The organism is Streptomyces sp. NPDC001927 (assembly GCF_053594455.1).
The window spans coordinates 121,885-142,524 of sequence record NZ_JBSFEN010000009.1; the positions used below are offsets into that span (position 1 = coordinate 121,885).

Consider the following 20,640-nt stretch of genomic DNA (forward strand, 5'->3'; position numbering starts at 1 on the left):
CTGGCGTGATCGACGCTACTCGCCGGTCCCGGTGCGTGGGGCCGGCGTTCACCCGACCGGATGGCATATTCCAAGCGAGCTTCCATTGGAGCGAGTCGGCGGTGTACCGTACCGTCCTCATTCCCCGGGGGCTCGGCCGAATGACCGCATTCAGCCCCGAATCGGGAAATTGGGATCAGCGGGCTCCGCGCGAGCGGCGGGCGGGATCAGCCGGCCGCATAGGACTTGGCGATGTCCGAAATGAACTCCCGGGTCTGCTCGACATTCAGCGCCTGTGCCCGCAAGTGCTCGTACATCACGCTGTACTTGGCGACGTCCTGGGCCTTCTCCAGATACAGGTCGCTCGTGACGCCCTCGATGTAGACGACGCTGGAGTCGGACGTGTCCGGGAATTCCAGAATCGCGTAATGCCCGCTGATGCCCGGGTGCGCGCCCATGTCGAACGGCAGCACCTGCACGGTCACGTGCGGCAGGTGCGACTGCTCGACCAGATGCTCCAACTGCTGGATCATCAGCTGCTTGTTGCCGACGACCCGGCGCAGCGCGCCCTCGTCGATGACCGCCCAGAGCCGCAGCGGACGCTCCTCGTCCTTGATCCGGTCCTGGCGGCGGGTGCGGACGGTGACGCGCTTGTCGATGTCCGTCGGCGTCGACTCCGGGAGCGCGCCGCTGATCACGGCCTCCGCGTAGCCATGGGTCTGCAGCAGACCGGGGATGATCTGCGGCTCGTACACCCGCAGGCTCTCCGCGTCCGTCTCCAGGCCGATGTAGACGCTGTACGGGATGTCGCCGAAGGCGTGCCACCAGCCCTGCTGGCGCGAGTCCTTGGCCATTTGCATCAGCGACTCGACGACGCGCTCGTCCTCGACCTCGTACACCCCGCAGAGGTCACGGACATCGCGCTGGCTGATCGACCGGCGACCGTTCTCCAGGCGGCTGATCTTCGACTGCGACACCAGAAGACGCTCGGCGACCTGCTCGGCCGTCATGTTCTTCTGCTCCCGGAGCCGGCGCAACTCCTGGCCCAAACGGCGTCGCCTGACGGTGGGGTTGACGTTGGACGCCACGGAAACTGCACCTCCGGCTGTCTGCTGCGTAGCTGTGAGTATCTACTGCTTGGCAGACTGCCACCAAAGGTGCGGTGTGCGCTGGGAAATGACCACAACGTGCGCGGGCGCGTGTGTACGGGCGCACGTGTCGGAGCACGTGTGTGGGGCGGTCGAGACGACCGCCCCACACACGACTTGCGGCTCCCGGAACGGGTCGGTGTCAGTGCACGGCGGCGCGCGCCATGCTGCCGCGACGCGGCTGCTGGGGAACGCCACCCGTGCTCGGAGCACTCCGGCGCGGCTGAGCGGCCACACCGTTCTGGACGTCCATCACGGCATGCGCCACGAGGCCGCCCATGGGGTCGTGCCGGATCAGATCGCGCAGCCGGGACCGCGACGACCGTCCTTCGTTCCCCGGGTACAGGTGCTTGCCGAGACCGACCGCGTGGGCCAGCGCGGCGAGCGCCGCGGTCCGCGGGTCCGGCGGTACGCCGGTGCGGATCGCACTGTCCAGCCGGGCCCTGATGTCCCGGCTGATGGCTGTCTCCGTCGCCTGGTAGCGAGTCGTCGGCAGCACTCCGCACATCTGGCCCTCCACGGCATGGACCATGCCGCAGCGCTCCAGATGAGCGAGGTAGATCTGGCGCAGCCCCAGTCGGGGCCCGCCGATCCAGTGGACGGCCCGAACCGGGCTGCCGCGTCGGCGCAGCAGTTCCAGTGCGGAGTCCAGTGTCGGATCTCCGGTCGGCCGTGGCATCACCACGGCTATACGATCCCCGTCAGGGGCTATCCGTCCTGCCAGAGCCAGCTCCACTAGCTGTGCTCCGGCCAGGCCGAGGTCGAGCGACTGCGGCTGCGCTGTGGTACCCGTGGCCGGGTCCAGAGCGAGCAGCAGAAGCTCCTCCGGAATTGTTCTGCGGCTCCTGCCCATCCATGCCTCCCCGCGTGGATGAGTCACAGGGTGACCCCTCTCACATTCATCTGTCGAGAGCGCCTGGGTGGTCTGTACGGGAACCAGTAGGTATGTCGTTCTCGTCTAGCACGGGGGCCAAGGGGTTCACACAGGACACTGGTACACGGTTCGGACGTTGGCATGACGCATGGAGGAGGCACGGTGGCGGGCGAGTCCCCCGACAAGGCGGAGCAGCAGGAGTCCTCGAAGGAGACGACTCCGGGCGGCGGCGGCCGGGATCCCCGGCTGTCGGTACTCCGCGAGCCCGCGTCGTCGCCGGTTCAGGTCGACCAGCCGACGGCCGTCTTCAAGACCCTCGCACCGAGGACGTCGGAGGACGACGCGCGGGTGGACGCTCCGGTGGAGGAGCGTGTCGAGGAGCCGGTGACGGAGCCGGAGCCGGAGCCGGAGACGGAGTCGGTGTCGGAGCCGGCGGGCGAGGGTGACCGCCTGCGGGAGGCCGTGGCGGCGTGGGTCGCCTCCGGCGACGAGTCCGACGGCGAGTCCGGCGACGAGGCGGAGCCTGCCGAGGGCTCCGAGCCCGCGGATGCCGCGGAGCCCGCCGAGGCCGCGGAGGCCGTCGAGGACGAGCCCGAGGCCGCGGACGAGCCCGAGGCCGACGAGGCGGCTCCGGAGGCCGCTGAGGCCGCCGAGGAGGCGTCCGGCGACGCCGACTCCTGGTTCGCCGCGCGGAAGCCCGCTGCGGCGACGGAGGAGGCGCAGGAGGAGCCCGAGGCCGAGGCTGAGGTCGACACCGACGACGAGCCCGAGGCCAAGGCTGAGCCCGAGCCCGAGGCCGAGCCCGCCGAGCCGGAGCCCGCCGAGCCGGTCGACCAGCCGACCACCGTCTTCAAAGCGGTCCGTCCGCCGGTCGTGGACCAGCCGACGACGGCGCTGAAGCTTCCGCCGACCCCGAAGCCGGAGCCGAAGCCGACCCCGGAGCCCGAGCCCGCTGCCGCGCCCGAGCGCCCGAGCACCTTCGTACCGCTGCGGCCCCAGACTCCGGCGGAGCCCACCCCGGCCGCCGCCCCCGCGGCCGCCGCCGCCACCCCCGTACCCCCGCCGCCGCCCTCGCTCACCGAGGCCGAGCGGACCAGGCAGCAGCCGATGCCGCCGCTGCCCCCGCTCGACCTGCTCGCCGAGCTGACCAACACGCCGCCCCCGGCGCCGACGCCGATGCGCACGACCATGCGGCGGGTGCGGATCTGGACGCCGCTGGTCGTCCTTCTGTTGATCGTCTTTGCGGTCGTACAGTTCGTGCGGCCGCTCCCGGCGGCCACGCTCTCCCTCACTGCCGCGCCCACCTTCACCTTCGAGGGCGGCGAGCTCCAGATGCCGTGGCCCACCGAGGGCCAGGGCGCCGCCGAGGTCGAGGGCGTCGGCTCGCTGGGCACGTACGGGGCGCAGAAGCCGGCCCCGCTCGCGAGCGTGGCGAAGACGATGACGGCGTACGTGATCCTCCGCGACCACCCCATCAAGGGGAAGGAGACCGGCCCCGAGATCACGATCGACAAGAAGGCCGCCGACGAGGCGGGCGCCGAGTTCGAGTCGACGGCGGCGGTCAAGGAAGGCCAGACGTACACGGAGAAGGAGCTGCTCCAGCTCCTCATGATCCCGTCCGCGAACAACGTGGCGCGGCTCCTGGGCCGCTGGGACGCCGGTTCCGAGGCCGCGTTCGTCGAGAAGATGAACGCGGCCGCCAAGGACCTCGGGATGACGCAGTCGACGTACACGGACCCGTCCGGTCTGAACGCGACCACGGTCTCCACCCCGCTTGACCAGCTGAAGCTGGCGAAGGCGGTCATGCAGTACGACGTGTTCCGCGGAATCGTGGACATGCCGAACCTGACCGTCGACGGCATCCCGGGCCGGATCGAGAACAACAACAACATCCTGCTCGAGCCCGGTGTCTCCGGGATCAAGACCGGCTCGTCGACCCCGGCCGGCGGCAACCTGCTCTGGTCCGCGAAGACGATCGTCGACGGCAAGGAGCGCCGGATCCTCGGTGTCGTCATGGGCGCGAAGGACGCGGCCGTCCTGCACGAGAAGCTCCAGCTGTCGATCGACTACAGCCTCAAGCTGATCCAGCAGGCCCAGAAGGACGTGACCTCGGCGTCCGTGATCCGTAAGGGCCAGGTCGTCGGCTACATCGACGACGGTCTCGGCGGCCGTACCGCCGTGGTCGCGGACAAGGAGCTCAAGGCCGTCGGCTGGCCGGGCCTGAAGGTCGACCTGGAGCTGACCGACGGCGGCAAGCCCGTCCCGCACACCGGCAAGAAGGGCGACGTCGTCGGCCAGGTGTCGATCGGCACCGGCGCCGGCAAGGTCAGCTCGCCGGTCTCCCTCCAGACGGACCTGGTCGAGCCCGGCTTCGACAAGAAGCTGACCCGTCTGGGCTGACGTGTCAGGGCGTCCCGGTTTCCCCGGGGCGCCCTGCTGTTAGCGTGCCGGAGCCGAGACATGTGCGAAAGGCAGTTCGGGAGCAGTACGGGAGAGGGACGCGAGTGACCACCGCCGAGCCGAAACGCGCCGAGGAGGGCGCGCCGAAGCGCCTGTCGCCTTCCCCGTCGCCTTCCCCGTCGTCTTCCCCCTCGCCCTCCCCGTCTCCGTCGTCGCGAATAGACCTGCCGACGCCGAGACGGCACACGGAGCAGTCGCCGACCCGCCGCCCGCTCCGCCGCAAGCGCCGCTACCCCGTCATGATCGCGACGGGCGTCGCGGCACTCACCCACATCCTCTGGTTCTTCCTGTTCGCGAACAGTGGCGGGGACCTCGCGGCGCAGGACGCCTGGGCCGAGTTCGTGGGCCGGCACCCTGACTCCGCGTACAACCTCGCCTGGTACGGGGGGATGCACCCGGTCTCGTACAGCGTCGTCTCGCCGTACGTGATGTCGGTGCTCGGCGTCCGTTCGACGATGATGATCGCGGGCACCCTGTCGGCGGGTCTGACGGCGCTGATCCTGGTGCGGGTGCGGGCGGTGCGCAATCCGCTGGCGTGCTCGCTCGCGGGGGTCTTCGCGTTCCTGTGCAACGCGCTGTCGGGGCGGGTGACGTTCGGGCTCGGCATGATGTTCGCGCTGGGCGCGGTCGCGGCGGTCTTCTGCTGGCCGCACCGCTGGCGGCGCAAGCGCTGGGCGAAGGCGGCGGTCGCCGCGCCGCTCGCGGGCATCGCCACCGCGTGCAGCCCGGTCGCGGGCCTCTTCCTGGGCGTCGCGGCGGCGGCGCTCTTCCTGAACCGGCGCAGGCCGGGCGCGTACGCCCTGGGCCTGGCCCCGGTCGTGGTGGTGGCCCTCTCCTCCTGGCTGTTCCCCTTCTCCGGTACGCAGCCGATGTCGTGGGCGTCGACGGCGCTGCCGTTCCTCTTCGGGGTGCTGTGCTTCGCGCTCGTACCGCGCGAGTGGCGCACGGTGCGGACGGGCGCGGCGGTGTACGCGGCGGGCACGCTCCTGACCTGGCTGATCGACTCGCAGATCGGCTCGAACGTCTCGCGGCTCGTGATGCTCTTCGCGGGCGTGGTGCTGCTCGCGGCGCTGCCGTACAGCGTTCCGCGCTCGCGCAAGTGGTACGCGCTCGTGCTCGCCTTCGTCGGCCTGAACTTCTGGATCGGCTTCAAGGGCGTCGACGACGTCATCCGTACCGCCCCGGACGCGTCCTGGGCGCGGGAGGTCGCGCCGCTGATCAACCAGTTGCAGGTGCGCGGGGCGGAGCAGGCGCGGGTGGAGGTCGTACCGGCGTCGAGCCACCGCGAGTCCTCGGCGCTCAGCCCGTACATCAACCTGGCGCGGGGCTGGAACCGCCAGGCGGACATGGAGCGGAACCCGCTCTTCTACGACGACACCCTGAACGCCACGAACTACCAGGACTGGCTCGACCGCTGGGCGGTGCACTACGTGGTGCTGCCGACGGGGGCGCCGGACTCGGGCGCCGAGCTGGAGGCCAAGCTGGTCGGGGACGGGCTGCCGTACCTGAAGCAGGTCTGGTCGGACGCGAACTGGCGGTTGTACGAGGTCGACAATCCGACGCCGCTGGCGGACCCGCCGGCGAAGGTGCGCAGGGCGGGCGCGAACGAGGTCGTGATCGAGGTCGACACCCCGGGCCGGGTCCTGATCCGGGTCCCGTACTCGCCGTGGCTCGCGCTCGTCGACGAGAACGGCGGGAAGATCGCGCCGCCGGAGGAGACGGAGGCGTCGAAGCAGGCGCGGGAGGAGTCGACGGAGGAGCTGGAGAAGGTCTTCCTCAACGAGTCGGGCTGCCTGCTGAAGACGGAGGCGGACGCGGACGGCGACGAGTGGACGGAACTCCTGGCCCCGAAGGCGGGCGTGTACCGCTTGTCGGCTCCGTACAAGTTCTTCCCGAGGGGCACGGCGTGCCCGGAGGAACTGCGCTGAGGCGCTGTTGAATCGCTGTTGATCCGCTCGTAGACCGTTCGGGCGGCGCTGTGGGCCACCCGATGGTTTCCCGTCGGTAGCCGGCTGCGCGACCCGGTGGGTCCGGGAACGCTCCCAGGGCATTCCTCATGCCCGAAGGGCGAACGAAAGGACCCAAACGTGCGAGGCATAAACGATGAGCCCCCAGCCGGTCGGAGAAGCCGAAGCTGGCGGAGCCGCTTCGGACTCACGACCCTGGTGGCAGCCGCCGGCCTGATCGCGGCCGTGCTGCCCGCGGCAGCGGCCAACAACGGGACGATCTGGACGACGCTGACCAACATGCCGACGGCCCGGCTCGACCTGGCGTCCGCGGTGGCACCCTGTCCCCCCGGCCAGGGCGGCAACTGCGTCTACGCGGTCGGCGGTGTGACCACCTCCGGGGTCACCGGTGCGGCCGAGTCGTACAACCGGCTCTCCGGAGCATGGTCGACGCTGCCGCCCCTGCCCACACCCCGGAACCAGCTGGCGGCGGCGACCGCGCCCTGCCCGAAGGGGCAGAGCGGCTACTGCGTCTACACGGTCGGTGGCCTGCCCGGCGGTGGCGGTGGGGGCCTCGCCACGGTGGAGTCGTACAACCCGGCCACCAACGCCTGGAGCACCGTCGCCTCGCTGAGCATCGCTCGGTTCGGCAACGCGGCGGCGGCCGCTCCTTGTCCGGTGGGGCAGACCGGCACGTGCGTCTACACGATGGGCGGATACACGACCGGCGGCCGCACGGGCTCGGTGGAGTCGTACAACCCGGTGACCAACGCCTGGAGCCCCGTGGCCTCCCTCTCCACTCCCCGGAACGCACTGGGTGCGGCGGCGTCCACCTGCCCGCGTGGGCAGAGCGGTACGTGTGTCTACGCCGTGGGCGGCGATGACAACGCGGCCACCGGCAAGGTGGAGTCCTACAACCCGACCACGAACGTCTGGACCCCCGTGGCGTCCCTCCCCACGCCCCGGTACGGGCTGGCGACGGCGGCGGCGCCCTGCCCGCCGGGACAGACCGGCACCTGCGTCTACGCGGTGGGCGGCGTGAACGGCAGCCTCTCCGGCAAGGTGGAGTCGTACCAGCCGTCGTCCAACACCTGGACGACGCTGCCCTCTCAGCCCACCCCTCGCGCCTTCCTCGCGGCGGCGGCGACACACTGCCCGCCGGGAATCACGGGAGCCTGCGTCTACGTCTCCGGCGGCCAGGCGACAAGCGGCACCACAGCGGCCCTGGAGGCCCTGGACCCGCCGATCCTGACCCACTGATCCAGTGGTCCAAGGATCCAGTGATCCACTGATCCACGCCTGACGGCCCCCGTCCCGCAAGGGACCGGGGGCCGTCAGCCGTCGTGCCTTGTGTGGCGGCTAACGGTTGGGGTGGTAGCGGCAGGACGAGTCGTCGCAGGTGGTGGGTACCTCCCACCGGCCGTCGATGCGGTGCAGGAGCCCCTGATCGGCGGGCCGGGCGGGGAGGTTGCACAGGATTTCGGTGGGGGAGTAGATCGGGCGCGCGTCGTCCTCGATGTGCTCGGGGTCGGTGTAGTGGAACTCCTCCCGGCGTTCCCAGGGCGGGGTGATGTGCGGCCGGTGGTCGAGGGGGTTGTCGTCGGCGAAGGAGGGGTGGAAACGCCACTGGGTGCCGAAGGCGCGGTTGTGGACCTCGCCGAGGTACCAGGCCGCGACCGCGACCAGGGGCGTGTCCGTCGCCTTGCGGGCCTGGGCGGGGCTGTCGAACGCGTCCCTGATGAGCGCTTCGAGCCGGGGGAGGGAATCCACGGTGAAGTCCCACGGCCCGCGGCCGGCGTGTTCCTCCGCCCAGGCGGGGAATCCGGCGCGCTGCTGGTCCAGCCACTTCTCCAGCACCGGGTTGTGGGCGCTGACGTGGTCTCGGGTCTTCTCTTCGCGCAGGTACTCGGCGTACTCGTCCTCGTCCATGTCGCGCGGGTCGGTCCACTCCATGCCCCGAGACTAGGGGAACCATGTGTGCTGGATGTAAAGATCCGGCACAGCAGGTGAGTTGTCGGTGTGTCCTCGGTAATTCGCGTGCGGGCTGGGGGAGTTGAGGCCCTAGGGTGGGTTGCTCCCGCAGCGGCGCCGACTGACCACGGGGGCCCGTGGCGCCACGCGAGGACATCTGACTGACCTGGGGGCCCCCAGGGGGTTTTCGTGACCCATCACATACCTTCCCGACGCCGCTGGTGGGCGCGGGCGGCGATCGCGCTGGCCTGCGCCGGCGCCGTCTCGCTGACCGGCCTGCCCGGCTGGGACCAGGCCGAGGCGAAGGCGAAACCTCCGCTGAAGCAGGGGAAGCGCTGCGACGAGGAGTACAAGGACTTCTACGACTTCTCCGACGTCGTCGAAGGCGGCATGCCGGCCGACGGGTACGCCCGGCCGGACGCGGACCGCGACTCGTACGACTACGTCAACGGGCAGAAGCAGTGGGACGGCCTGCCGGCGCCGACCGCCGACGAGCTCAACGAGATCAGCGACAACCCGGACGACTACAAGAAGGGCGACAAGCGCCGGGTCTGGGCCTACTACAAGAAGGCGCAGAAGAGCGCGCAGTGGAAGGGGGTGCCGTTCGAGACGTACCGGGACGACTTCTACATCCCCAAGGGCGGCAACGACCCCCGCGGCAAGGCGTACATGGCCAAGCTCGTCTACGACTTCGGCCTGGTGGGTCCGGACTGGATCTGCGAGAAGGAGTTCGAGGTCATCGACCCGGACACCAAGGAACGCTACGTACGGCGTGCGGACGCCTACAACCAGCGCACCGGGGAGATCGTCGAGGGCAAGTCGAACGACAAGCCCGACCCGACGCAGCGCCCCAAGGACAAGGCGCTGCTGAGGGACCCGAACCACCAGGACAAGAAGATCACCTACGCGTACGGGCGCGAGACGAAGGGCGGCGCGAAGAACCACGACGCCGACCTGAGGAAGATCGCCCCGGACCGGGTCAAGAAGATCTCGTACAAGGCGGACGCGGTCGAGAAGGCCCCGAGCGGTACGTCGAACAGCCCGACGCGTCGTGTCGATCCGTACATGAACGCCAAGCCCGGCACCAGCACCGGTTCCCGTGGCGGCGGCAACGACATGATCCAGAAGTCGCCGGAGAACCCGAAGCAGCTCGCCGACCGGCTTCAGCGCATCGGCCGGATCCCGGGCATCTCCCAGATGCCCTCCCCGGGCGGCATCGACTTCTCCACCCTGGAACTCCAGTACGTCGGCGCGCCCGTGAAGGGCAAGGGCCTCGACTACTCCTTCGGCGCGAAGGAGGACCCCGACAACGACTCGGTCGGCTGGGGCGGCAGGGCGAACGCGCAGATGGCCTCGGACGCGTTCTTCACGTGGCTGGCGCTGACGCCGGACAAGTTCTGGGTGAACCTCAACCCGGACACCCCCGGCACGATCATGGACGACAAGTTCGCGGCCACGGACGCCGGCCGGGTGCTGCTGGAGGCCGACCTCCGGCTCAAGCACGACTTCTTCAAGGCGATGGACCCCAAGACGGCCCTGGGCAAGAACACCTGGGACAGCCTGTCCAAGGTCAACGGCTGGCCGTGCCTGACGTCGACGCGGAACTGGATCGAGCCGAAGACGGCGAAGGTCCGCGAGCAGGACGGCGGGATCTACATCCTCGACGCGCCGCTCAAGCTCCAGTCGGAGTACGCCGACGTCAACACCCCCGGCCCCGGCGAGGGCAAGCCCTGCCAGGACTCGCTGACCAAGGCCGAGATCGAGCACAACGAGCGGGTGTTCCGCTCCACGATCGTGCCCGAGGTCGAGAAGTGGATCAACGAGGCGCCGCAGTACGCCGACCTGCGCCGGGTCTACAAGTCCCGGGTGGCGGCCGAGTTCGTCCGTCAGCAGGACGCCCAGCGCCCGACGGACTACCGCACCATCATCAACAGCAACAACGTGGCGCAGTGGCCGATCCGCGCGCCGCACCAGGACTGGAAGAAGACCGACGTCTTCGACAAGTACGTCAAGGTCTTCAAGGAGGGTGAGTTCAAGTACGAGCTCACCAAGGGCCAAGAGGTCTGGGTCATCACCGTCGGCGGCGTGGACCTGTCCAAGCAGCCCAAGCGGAACGTCACCCAGGCCGAGTTCCGGCTCCAGAACCGCCACCTGCCGCGCCAGACCCAGACGTCGGTGAAGGCCCTCACCGACGACACCGAGCGGGAGCGGCTGCTCCTCCTCGGCGGCAACAGCGCCGGCCAGAAGGACGACGACGGAGGCACCCCGCCGTCGCCGGACCCGACCGACCCGCCGAACCCGACGGACCCGCCGACGACCCCGGCCCCGGACCCGACCACCCCGGGCCCCGGTGACGGCACGACGGCCCCGCCGGCGAACAAGCCGGACCCGGACGGCGACCTCGCCGACACCGGCTCGGACACCCCGGTCGCCCTGATCGCCGGCATAGCCGCAGCGATCGCCGCCCTGGGCGGCGGCCTGATCTGGTGGACCCGCCGCCGCAAGGCCCTCGAGGGCTAGCCGGAACGCCCTCTTGACGGGCTGACACAGCCGAACGGCCCGGAGCGTAATCGCTCCGGGCCGTTTCGCTTGCGCCCCGGCAGGATTCGAGCGGTCGCCGATGCAGCCGGATACCGCTCCGTCCGCCGCCGATGGCAGCTGTCGATGTCACGCGGGTTGGCAGCCCGGTCACCGCTCTTCCGGCGCTTGCGCCGCGCGCACGCGCCGGGCGTCATCGCGCGCGGCCCTCCGAGTCGGGCACGCGTCGGGCACGCAAGGGCGCGGTCTGCGATGATGCCCGCGTATGCGGCTCGGCCGTGACGCGATCAGTGTGGGGGCACCGTGGCTGCGTTGGGCTTCTTCTTCATCATCCTGCCCTGCCTGGCCATCGGGGGCTTCACTTGCTTCGCTGCTTGCCGTGCTCAACGGCAGAAGGCGTTCAAGGCGCTGGCATACGTGTGTCTGTCCGTGGGTCTCGTCTGCGGGCTGACTCCAGTAGGGGTTGTGATCTGGTTCTCCGTGACCTAGGCGACTTCTTGCCAGCCGCCAGGCCCGGGAGGGCGTCGATTCGCCGCCTTCTGGCACGTAGGTGGCACGGCCGTGATCATGGCGAAGGGCCAGCACCGGGGGAGTGCTCCCCTGAGCTGGCCCTTCTTGGTGTGCCCCCGGCAGGATTCGAACCTGCGACACCCGCTTTAGGAGAGCGGTGCTCTATCCCCTGAGCTACGAAGGCGTGCACTGGTCAGGCTGGCCTGGTCGGGCGGGTGGCCCTGGAGGGTGGCTGACCGCTGACAGCCTAGCGGATGGGGTTGGGGGAGGTCGCCCCCGTTGGCTGGGGCTCCGTGGCGTCGAACGTGTGGCGGGCGTGTTCCATGCGCGGGAGGTTGGCGGTCGACCAGTCGGCGAGGTGGGGGGCAGGGTCAGGCCCAGTTCGCATCAGTGCCGCCTTCGCCTTCGCCGCGCTCGTCGTCACCGTCGTCCTGCTGCCGCGGCCCCGTGTTTGACGCCTCCGGGGCGCGGGCATAGCGTCGGCCGGGACTGAGCAAGTGCTTAGAGAGGGGCCATCGTGGGTGTGGAAGAAGCCGCGGAGGCGGTCGCCGCGCGGCTGGCCGCGCCCGGGGGGCCCTTCGCCGTCGAGGACGGGGTGTACGTCGAGGGGCCCCGCACGCTGCGGGAGTTCGTCGAGGCCACGTGGGCGTACGGGGACCGGCCGTTCCTCGTCTCCGAGGACGGGGTGCTGAGCTACCGCGCCTTCTTCGACGCCGCCTGCGGGCTCGCCCGGCGGCTCGTCGACCAGTACGGGCTGCGCCCCGGCGACCGGGCCGTCGTCGCCATGCGGAACCACCCCGAGTGGCAGATCGCCTTCTGGGCCGCCCAGCTCGCCGGCCTCGTCGCCGTGCCCCTCAACGCCTGGTGGACCGAGGAGGAGTGCGCGTACGCCCTCGACGACTGCACGCCCCGCGTCCTCCTCGTCGACGGGGAGCGCAAGGAGCGGGTGCGTGGATGGGCCCAGCGGAATCGGGTGCCCGGGATCGTCTTCCACGGGGAGGGCGGTGAGGGGTTCCAGGCGTACGTGCGCGACACCGACTCGCTCCTCGGGCCGCCGCTCGTCGACGTCCTGCCCGAGCACGACGCCACCCTCATCTACACCTCCGGCACCACCGGTCGCCCCAAGGGCGCCGTCGCCACCCACCTCGCGCAGGCCGGCGCCGCGATGAACCCCCGCTACTTCGCCGCCGCCTCCGCCCTCGGGCGCGGCACCGTCCCCGGACAGGGGCCCGCGCCCGTCTCGCTCACCACGTTCCCGTTCTTCCACGTGGCCGCCTTCACCTCCTTCTACTCGGTCATGGCCGCCGGCGGGACTCTCGTACTGATGCGGAAGTGGGACGCCGAGGAGGCGCTGGAGCTCATCCGGCTCCACCGCGTCACCCACTACGCCGGGGTCCCCACCACCGCCCTCCAACTGCTCGACCTCGCCGAGCGGACCGGCGATCCGCTGGAGAGCCTCACCATGCTCAACACCGGTGGCGCCGCCGCCCCGCCGGAGTTCGTCGCCCGGCTCACCGCCGCCTACGGCGAGCGCATCGAGCCCCGCAACGGGTACGGCCTCACCGAGACCTGCGGCGGGGTCTTCGCCACCTTCGGCGCCGAGTACCGCGCCCATCCGCGCGGCCTCGGCCGGCCCACCCCCGCCACCGAGGTCCGCGTCGACCGGCCCGACGCCGACGGGGTGGGTGAGCTGCTGCTGCGCGGCCAGTCCCTCGTCCGCGGCTACTGGGGCGACGAGGCCGCCACCCGCGCCGCCTTCACCGAGGACGGCTGGTTCCGCACCGGCGACCTCGCCCGCCTCCACGACGGGGGCCTCGCCATCGTCGACCGGCTCAAGGACATGGTGATCCGGGGCGGCGAGAACGTGTACTGCGTGGAGGTCGAGTCCGTGCTCCACGAGCACCCCGATGTCCTCGACGCCGCCGTCCTCGGCCTGCCCCACCCCACGCTCGGCGAGGAGGTCGCCGCCGTCGTGCGCCTGCGCGAGGGCGCGACCGTCGGCGTCGAGGAATTCGTCGAGGAACTCAGGACGTACGCGGGAACCCGCCTCGCCGCCTTCAAGGTGCCCGCCCAGGTCGTCGTACGCCCCACCGAACTGCCCCGGAACGCCACGGGGAAGGTGCTCAAGCGAGAGCTGCGGGAAGAGTTGAGGGAGGAGCTGCGGGGAGAGTTGAGGGACGAGCGGCGGGACGACCCAAGGGGCGCGCTGCGCGACGGCCCACGGGACGAGCTGCGGGACGGCCCAAGCGACGCGCTGCGCGACACGCGCGCGCTCAGGCGCGCGTGATCCGTACGCGGTACGTGCCCCCCGCGTCCTCGCCCAGCACCGAGATCCGGATGCCGTTCGTCCGGTCGTGGAACGTCTCTCCCGGCCGGTACGGCGCGTCCGACAGCTCCGCGTGGACGTTCGGGCGGCGCGTGCAGCCGCCGCTCTCCCGGTCGCTGTCCGACACCGTCACCGGGCCGTGGCCGGTGTCGACGTCCGACTCGACCCGGTAGATCAGGACGCCCTCCTCGCAGACCGCCTCGTCGTTGCCCTCCCGGGTGCGGACCTCGACCGCGTAGCCCGACTTCTCCGAGAGGGGGACGAACGCGAGCTTCGGGCCGCCGGCCTGCGCCAACGGGGTCAGCGCGTAGTCGTGCGCCCCGGGCAGCGCCGCGCAGCGGACCTGGACGTTGTCCAGCCAGCCCAGCTTCCACTTGTGCCAGCCGAGCAGGTCGTTGTTGGCCCCCCAGTCCTCGGACATGATGTCCCAGTGCCCGACCGTGCCCCCGCCGTCCACGGTGTAGAGGTCGGGCAGGCCGAAGACATGGCCGTTCTCGTGCGGCAGCACGCGGTAGCCGGTCTCGTCGTACGTCCCCGAGCCGTCGTCCTGGCGGCTGTAGACGAAGGACGTGTTGGAGAGCGGGACGCCGTCCGCGTACGGCGCCTCGTCGTTCCCGGAGAAGGTGACCGACAGGACGGTGTCCAGGGCCGAGGGCCCGGCGTTCGGGGTGACCAGGATGTTGACCAGGTCGTACGCGCTGAAGTCGACCTTCGGGTCGGCGGTCCTCACGATGTCCTCGACGAGGCCGCGGTAGCCCGGTTCGTACGGTGAGCCGCGCTCTATCCCGTACGAGGAGAACGGCCGCGGCATCCGCAGCCAGTCGGGTATCGGGGCCTCCGGGTGGTAGTGCAGGCGCCCGTACGAGCTGGTGCTGAACCACTCGGAGGTCTTCGGGAAGAACTCGTCGTACCGTTCGAGCGCCGTGCCCTCCCCCTCCGCGTCCGGGAAGTCGACCATCAGGTTGAGGGCCCTGACGCGGCCCGTGGAGCGCGCGTACCCGGGAGCCGTGGGCATCCCCTCCGACATCTGCACACCCATCGTCGTCGCGATCCTGCACGGCCCGAGCGCCGTGGCGTCCCCGGGCACGGTGGCCACCGGGCCCGCCGAGGCCGGGGCGGGGCCCGGAAGCGTGGTGCTGGCCGAGGCGAGGGCGGCGAGCGTGAGGGCCGCCGCGGTCGCGAGGACGACGGGTCTGCGTATGCGCCGGCGGGTCTGCTGCATGCGGTCGCCTCTCGGGTCGGCGTGCGTCTCTGATCGGCGTGCGTCTCTGATCAGCGCTGCTGTTCGATCAGCCTGAGTCGAGAGCTCCGGGGGCGCGCGTCGGGTGGCCCGATCGTGGGTATTCGCGGGGAAGTCTGCGAGTGTGACGCAGGTCACATTCCTGGCGGGAAATAACCGGGGACTCCCTCCCCGTTTACGCCTGTGTTCGAAGAAGTGGGGACCCATTCCCCGGATCGTCATCCAAGGGTCCGAGGATCCCAAGGGGCGACAGCCCCGGAGTTCTGGAAGGAGGCGTGGCATGACCGCCGAAGCCGATACCGCGCCCGCTCGCCGCGTACCCCGCCCGCGGGCGGACGCCCTGCGCAACCGCGAGCGGATCGTCACCGCGGCCCGTGAGATGTTCGTCGAGTTCGGCCCCCAGGTGCCGCTCGACGAGATCGCGCGCCGTGCGGGCGTCGGCAACGCCACCCTCTACCGGAACTTCCCCGAGCGGAATGACCTCGTCCACGAGGTCGTCCTCTCCGTCACCGACCGCACCACGGACCTGGCGCGGGAGGCGGCCCAGGCCGTCGACGCGGGCGAGCTCGACGCCTTCGAGGCGCTGCGCCGCTTCACCCACGCCGCCGCCGACGAACGCATCGGCGCCCTGTGCCCGATCCTCGACGGCACCTTCGACAAGAACCACCCCGAACTGCACGCCGGGCGCGAGCAGCTGGAAGAGGCCGTCCAGGACCTCGTCGACCGGGCGCACGGCGCGGGCAGGCTCCGCACCGACGTCGGCGTCGGGGACCTGATGGTGGCCGTCTCCCAGCTCACCCGCCCGCTCCCGGGCACCGCCTGCCTGAACATGGACCGTTTCGTCCACCGCCATCTGCAGCTGTTCCTGGACGGACTCGAAGCGCCCGCGCGTTCCGTACTGCCCGGCTCGGCCGCCACTCTGGAGGACCTGAGGGGCGCCTGCGACCAGTGACCAGCGACGACCAATGACCGGTGATCAGTGACCCACGGTCGGTCGTGACCGTGACCGTGACCGTGACCTGACCCCGTACTCGCGTCCGTAACTCCCCTTACGGACCACCCACTTACATCCCGTTTTTCCTTTTACGCACCACGAGGTGGCTACCCCCATGTCCGAAACAGATCCCCGGCGCTGGAAAGCGCTGGTCTTCATCGCTCTCGCCCAGCTGATGGTCGTGCTCGACGCGACGATCGTGAACATCGCGCTGCCCTCCGCCCAGCAGGACCTGGGTATCTCGGACGGCAACCGGCAGTGGGTCATCACGGCCTACGCCCTCGCCTTCGGCGGTCTGCTGCTCTTCGGCGGCCGCATCGCCGACCTGTGGGGCCGTAAGCGCACCTTCGTCGTCGGCCTGATCGGCTTCGCCGCCGCCTCCGCCCTCGGCGGTGCCGCGACCGGCGAGGCCATGATGCTCGGTGCCCGCGCGCTCCAGGGCGCCTTCGGCGCGCTGCTCGCGCCCGCCGCGCTCTCCCTGCTCGCGGTGATGTTCACCGACGCCAAGGAGCGTGCCAAGGCCTTCGGCATCTACGGTGCAATCGCCGGTGGCGGTGGTGCCGTGGGCCTGATCCTCGGCGGTTTCCTCACCGAGTACCTGGACTGGCGCTGGACCTTCTTCGTCAACATCCCCTTCGCGATCGTCGCCGCCGCGGGCGCGTACTTCGTGATCCGTGAGCCGGCCGGCGGCCGCAACCGCTCGCCGCTCGACATCCCGGGCGTGGTCCTCTCCACCCTCGGTCTGGTCGCGCTCGTCTACGGCTTCACCCGCGCCGAGTCCCAGGGCTGGTCGGACGCCACGACGATCGGCATGTTCGTCGCCTCCGCCGTGCTCCTCGCCGCCTTCGTCCTCACCGAGGCCAAGGTCAAGTCCCCGCTGCTGCCGCTCCGCGTCCTGACCGAGCGCAACCGCGGTGGCGTGTACCTCTCGCTGGGTCTGGCCATCATCGCGATGTTCGGCCTGTTCCTCTTCCTGACGTACTACCTCCAGGTCGTGAAGGGGTACTCGCCGGTCAAGACGGGCTTCGCGTTCCTCCCGATGATCGCGGGCATGATCGTGGGCTCGACCCAGATCGGTACGCGGCTGATGATGCGGGTTCCCCCGCGCTGGCTGATGGGCCCCGGCTTCCTGACCGCGGGCGTCGGCATGCTGCTGCTCACGCAGCTGGAGATCGGCACCTCGTACGCCGGTCTGATCCTGCCCGCGCAGCTGCTGCTCGGCCTCGGCATGGGTACGGCGTTCATGCCGGCCATGTCGCTCGCCACGCACGGCGTCGACCCGCGGGACGCCGGTGTGGCCTCCGCGATGGTCAACACCTCGCAGCAGGTCGGCGGCGCCATCGGTACGGCCCTGCTGAACACGATCGCCGCCTCGGCGACGACCGCGTACATCGCCGACCACGCGGCCGGCGCGACCACGCAGGGCGCTCAGAAGCTGCTCCAGCTCCAGGGCATGGTCGAGGGCTACGCGGCCGCCATCTGGTGGGCCGTCGGCATCCTGGTCGTCGCGGCCACGATCGCCTTCACCTTCATCAACACCGGGAAGCCGGAGACCGGGCCGGTCGCCGGTTCGGGCTCGGGCGACGGCGTCGAGGACGAGCTGAAGATCCCCGTCATCGCGCACTGACGCACCCTGGCGCGGCCGCCGGTACCCACCCCGGCGCCGCGCCCCCGGTACGGCCATCTCGGGACGGCCACCTCGTACGGCCACCTCGGTACGGCCACCTCGGTACGGCCCCTGCCCTGGTTCCGCTCAGCGGAGCCAGGGCAGGTCCGCGTCCGGGCCCGTCGGCTGGAGCCCCTCCGCCATGACCTTCATGATCTCGCCGAGCTGGGCCACCTGCTCCGGGCTGAGCCGGTCGAACATGGCCTGCCGTACGGCGCCGACGTGACCGGGCGCGGTCCGCTTCAGCACCTCGAAGCCCTCGTCCGTGAGGTGCGCGAACTGGCCCCGCTTGTCCGAGGGGCAGTCCTGGCGCACCACCCAGCCGTTCTTCTCCAGGCGTGCGACGGCGTGCGAGAGCCGGGAGCGGGTGATCTTGGCGTCCTTGGCCAGCTCGGTCATCCGCAGCCGGCGCCGGGGCGCCTGGGAGAGCTGGACGAGCAGGCCGTAATAGATGTGCGGCATCCCGGCGTCGCGCTGCAGCTGGCGGTCGAGATGGTCCTCGAGGAGGGTGGTGGCGTGGCGGTACGCGCGCCAGACGCACTGTTCCTCGTCGCTGAGCCAGCGAGGCGGGTCTTCGGGTGCGGTGGTCATGGGATCCATCGTACGACTCGTCCTTGAAAGTTGAACTATATGGACTTACGCTCAGGGTGTCAGCAAGCTTGAAACTTCAAGGGATCGACGATCCTGAATCGATCCCTCGGATCTCGAACCCTCGATCCCAGATCTTCGGGAGGCGGTCGTCATCATGGACGCCACGCTGGAACGGATGCCCGCCCTCTATCTCTCGCACGGCGCCCCGCCGCTCGCCGACGACCCCGTCTGGCCGGGCGAGCTCGCCGCCTGGTCCGCCGGGCTGCCCCGGCCCAAGGCGATCCTGATGGTCTCCGCCCACTGGGAGGAGGCCCCGCTCGCCCTCGGTGCGACCGAGGCCGTGCCGCTCGTCTACGACTTCTGGGGCTTCCCCGAGCACTACTACCGCGTGCGGTACGACGCCCCGGGCGCGCCCGAACTCGCCGCCTCGGTCCGCAAGCTGCTGCACGGGCCCGGTACGCCGGTGCAGGACATCCCCGACCGCGGGCTCGACCACGGCGCGTACGTGCCCCTCGTGGAGATGTTCCCGGACGCCGACCTTCCCGTACTCCAGATCTCGATGCCCACGCTCGACCCCCGGAAGCTGATGGAGATCGGCCGGCGGCTCGCGCCCCTGCGCGACGAGGGCGTCCTGATCGTCGGCAGCGGCTTCTTCACCCACAACCTGGCCGCGCTGCGGCACACGGGGGCGGGGGTGCCCGGCTGGTCGGCGGAGTTCGACGACTGGGGCCGCGACGCCCTGGCGGCGCAGGACGTCGACGCGCTCCTGGACTTCGAGCACAAGTCCCCGGCGGGGCGCCTGGCCCACCCGCGCACGGAGCACTTCGCGCCGCTCTTCGTGACCCTGGGGGCGGCGGACGCGACGGGCGACCTGGACGCCGGGCGGAGCGTGATCGACGGCTTCTGGATGGGGCTCGCGAAGCGCTCGGTCCAGTTCGGCTAGAGGGTTTCGACTAGAAGCTAGAAGACCGGGGGGTTGAGGTCGATCGCCCGGGCGGCGGCGGTCAGGGCCCTCGCGTCACCGACGTCGAGCGCGGTGTCGGTGAACTTGATCGTGTGGTCGTCGCCGTGGGCGGCGGCGCGCTCGAAGACCTCGTCGGCGATGAGGCCCGTCCGGCTGTACGAGTGCGGCTCGCGCGGTGTGTAGGCCGCGGTCACGGCGGCGGAGGCGGCCCAGGCGGCCGCGAGGCTCGCCGGCCACAGCTCGCGGGGGAGCCCGGGGAGGGTGCGCAGGACGGCGTTGGGTGCGGTCGCCGCGTGGACCAGCATGATCGGCTCGCCGTGGCCGTGCGTGGCGTAGCGGTGGGTGGCGGCGGTGACCAGCTCGGTGAGCAGGTGGTGCGCGGTGTCGGGGTCGGCGGTCGCGCCCCAGCTCGGGAACGCGGTCAGCTGCGGCAGCCGGTCGCGCATCCCGCCGTCCTGGCGCGGTACGGGCGGTACGGAGTCGAGGGCGGCGGCCGCCGTGGGGGCCGGGGCGAGCGGGGTGATCGGGGGCAGCGGCAGCGAGCGGGCGGCCCAGTAGCCGAGCGCGTGGGCCAGCTCCGCGCGACGCGGCGCGGTCTCCTCGGTCGTGAGGAGGGTGCGTACGGCGTGACCGGTACGGATCACGGGGTGGGTCGAACCGCCGGCGATGCCGGGCAGCAGGCGCGGCCACCACTCGGCGAGGACGTCGCGCCAGGGCCGCTCGGCGGTCTCCCGCTCGAAGAACCGGGCCCAGTCGGTGATCCGCGCCGTGTCGCCGAGCGCCTCGCGCCAGGTGGCGGCGGTGACGGGGGTGTGCGGCGCCGGCATGTCCTCCAGCTTGTGGCGGTACCGGTCGAGCCAGCGGTGCACGGTGCGCGCCTGACCGCGGTGCACGAGCGCCTCGACGGCCATGGGGGCGTGATTGGTGAGCCGCCCGAGGCGTTCGGGGCCGTGGGCGTGGAGGCGCTGGAGCGCTTCGTCGAGGGTGCCGGAGGCGTCGTTGCGGGCGTCGGTGCCGGTGCCGTCGCCTGGGTCCTTGCCTGAGGTGTCGGTCATGGCCGCGACCGTAGGCCGGACCGACCCCGCTCCGTAACGGCCGTCGGACCTAGGGCTTCGGGCGGAGCACGCCGAGGCGTGCATACCCGAGAATTCGGCTTTTCGTCCCATTCTGGACATCGCGAGCAACCAGAAGGCGATGCGGGCCGTCTTCAGGGTGGGAGTGGGGCACCGAAGGTGATGCTCGTCTCGCGGACGTAGTGGCTGTGCGGCTCCGTGAGCGGTGCCAGGTCACCCTCCGTGCCCGGCCTGACCTGCACCTCTGTGCGTGCGAATGCCATCGATCCCCCTCGGAGGCGGCACAGGGTACTGCATGATCGCGAAAATCGATGCGTCGGGTGGGAATTCTGTCCTGATTCCAGTCGTTGTTTCCGTCGG

At 70.8% G+C, this 20,640-nt stretch carries 14 protein-coding genes, 1 tRNA gene and 1 pseudogene; 8 read left to right on the forward strand and 8 right to left on the reverse strand.

Annotation, left to right across the window (positions count from 1 at the left end; all coding sequences use genetic code 11):
• Nucleotides 1–206: 206 nt before the first annotated feature.
• Both ACWCO8_RS24625 and ACWCO8_RS24630 read right to left on the reverse strand, forming a co-directional pair.
• On the reverse strand, nt 207–1,067 hold the full coding sequence (locus ACWCO8_RS24625) for a helix-turn-helix domain-containing protein (protein WP_362013063.1): 861 nt from the start codon (nt 1,065–1,067) through the stop codon (nt 207–209).
• 202 nt (nt 1,068–1,269) lie between these two features.
• Nucleotides 1,270–1,980, reverse strand: coding sequence for a GOLPH3/VPS74 family protein (locus tag ACWCO8_RS24630; protein WP_362013305.1), 711 nt, complete (start codon nt 1,978–1,980; stop codon nt 1,270–1,272).
• Nucleotides 1,981–2,142: 162 nt separating this feature from the next.
• On the opposite strand from ACWCO8_RS24630, the gene ACWCO8_RS24635 reads away from it, so the two are divergent.
• The 3 genes from ACWCO8_RS24635 (at nt 2,143) to ACWCO8_RS24645 (ending at nt 7,667) form a co-directional block, all read left to right on the forward strand.
• Complete coding sequence (locus ACWCO8_RS24635) at nt 2,143–4,401, forward strand: D-alanyl-D-alanine carboxypeptidase family protein (protein ID WP_451034069.1); 2,259 nt, start codon at nt 2,143–2,145, stop codon at nt 4,399–4,401.
• 299 nt (nt 4,402–4,700) lie between these two features.
• Nucleotides 4,701–6,389, forward strand: coding sequence for an MFS transporter (locus tag ACWCO8_RS24640; protein ID WP_451034070.1), 1,689 nt, complete (start codon nt 4,701–4,703; stop codon nt 6,387–6,389).
• A 237-nt stretch (nt 6,390–6,626) separates the two neighbouring features.
• Nucleotides 6,627–7,667 carry a Kelch repeat-containing protein gene (locus tag ACWCO8_RS24645; RefSeq protein WP_451034071.1) on the forward strand — a complete coding sequence of 347 codons (1,041 nt, stop codon included), beginning with the start codon at nt 6,627–6,629 and terminating at the stop codon, nt 7,665–7,667.
• A 99-nt stretch (nt 7,668–7,766) separates the two neighbouring features.
• Here ACWCO8_RS24645 and ACWCO8_RS24650 read toward each other — a convergent pair whose 3' ends face one another.
• Nucleotides 7,767–8,360 (reverse strand): hypothetical protein, encoded by a 594-nt coding sequence (locus ACWCO8_RS24650; RefSeq protein WP_451034072.1) that lies wholly within the window; start codon nt 8,358–8,360, stop codon nt 7,767–7,769.
• Between the two features lie 207 nt (nt 8,361–8,567).
• Here ACWCO8_RS24650 and ACWCO8_RS24655 point away from each other — a divergent pair, with 207 nt between their 5' ends.
• Nucleotides 8,568–10,898 (forward strand): LPXTG cell wall anchor domain-containing protein, encoded by a 2,331-nt coding sequence (locus ACWCO8_RS24655; protein ID WP_451034073.1) that lies wholly within the window; start codon nt 8,568–8,570, stop codon nt 10,896–10,898.
• 639 nt (nt 10,899–11,537) lie between these two features.
• Here ACWCO8_RS24655 and ACWCO8_RS24660 read toward each other — a convergent pair.
• Nucleotides 11,538–11,610 (reverse strand) — tRNA-Arg (locus tag ACWCO8_RS24660).
• Nucleotides 11,611–11,940: 330 nt separating this feature from the next.
• Here ACWCO8_RS24660 and ACWCO8_RS24665 point away from each other — a divergent pair.
• On the forward strand, nt 11,941–13,713 hold the full coding sequence (locus tag ACWCO8_RS24665) for a class I adenylate-forming enzyme family protein (protein WP_451034264.1): 1,773 nt from the start codon (nt 11,941–11,943) through the stop codon (nt 13,711–13,713).
• Here ACWCO8_RS24665 and ACWCO8_RS24670 read toward each other — a convergent pair.
• A complete protein-coding gene (locus tag ACWCO8_RS24670; RefSeq protein WP_451034074.1) occupies nt 13,700–14,974 on the reverse strand; it encodes a M6 family metalloprotease domain-containing protein in 1,275 nt (424 codons plus the stop codon). The genes ACWCO8_RS24665 and ACWCO8_RS24670 overlap by 14 nt on opposite strands.
• A gap of 298 nt (nt 14,975–15,272) precedes the next feature.
• On the opposite strand from ACWCO8_RS24670, the gene ACWCO8_RS24675 reads away from it, so the two are divergent.
• Entirely contained in the window at nt 15,273–15,944 is a 672-nt protein-coding gene (locus tag ACWCO8_RS24675) for a TetR/AcrR family transcriptional regulator (protein ID WP_451034075.1), read from the forward strand.
• A 157-nt stretch (nt 15,945–16,101) separates the two neighbouring features.
• Nucleotides 16,102–17,613, forward strand: coding sequence for an MFS transporter (locus ACWCO8_RS24680; RefSeq protein WP_451034076.1), 1,512 nt, complete (start codon nt 16,102–16,104; stop codon nt 17,611–17,613).
• Nucleotides 17,614–17,739: 126 nt separating this feature from the next.
• Here the strand turns inward: ACWCO8_RS24680 and ACWCO8_RS24685 are convergent, their stop codons facing one another.
• A complete protein-coding gene (locus ACWCO8_RS24685) occupies nt 17,740–18,252 on the reverse strand; it encodes a MarR family winged helix-turn-helix transcriptional regulator (RefSeq protein ID WP_362013085.1) in 513 nt (170 codons plus the stop codon).
• A gap of 145 nt (nt 18,253–18,397) precedes the next feature.
• Between ACWCO8_RS24685 and ACWCO8_RS24690 the strand changes: the two genes are divergently transcribed.
• Nucleotides 18,398–19,186, forward strand: coding sequence for a dioxygenase family protein (locus ACWCO8_RS24690; RefSeq protein WP_362013087.1), 789 nt, complete (start codon nt 18,398–18,400; stop codon nt 19,184–19,186).
• A gap of 17 nt (nt 19,187–19,203) precedes the next feature.
• Here ACWCO8_RS24690 and ACWCO8_RS24695 read toward each other — a convergent pair whose 3' ends face one another.
• Nucleotides 19,204–20,262, reverse strand: a complete 1,059-nt coding sequence (locus ACWCO8_RS24695; RefSeq protein ID WP_451034077.1) for a questin oxidase family protein — start codon at nt 20,260–20,262, stop codon at nt 19,204–19,206.
• A 52-nt stretch (nt 20,263–20,314) separates the two neighbouring features.
• Nucleotides 20,315–20,543, reverse strand: a pseudogene (locus ACWCO8_RS24700) (GNAT family N-acetyltransferase); the annotation flags it as partial.
• Between the last annotated feature and the right edge of the window lie 97 nt (nt 20,544–20,640).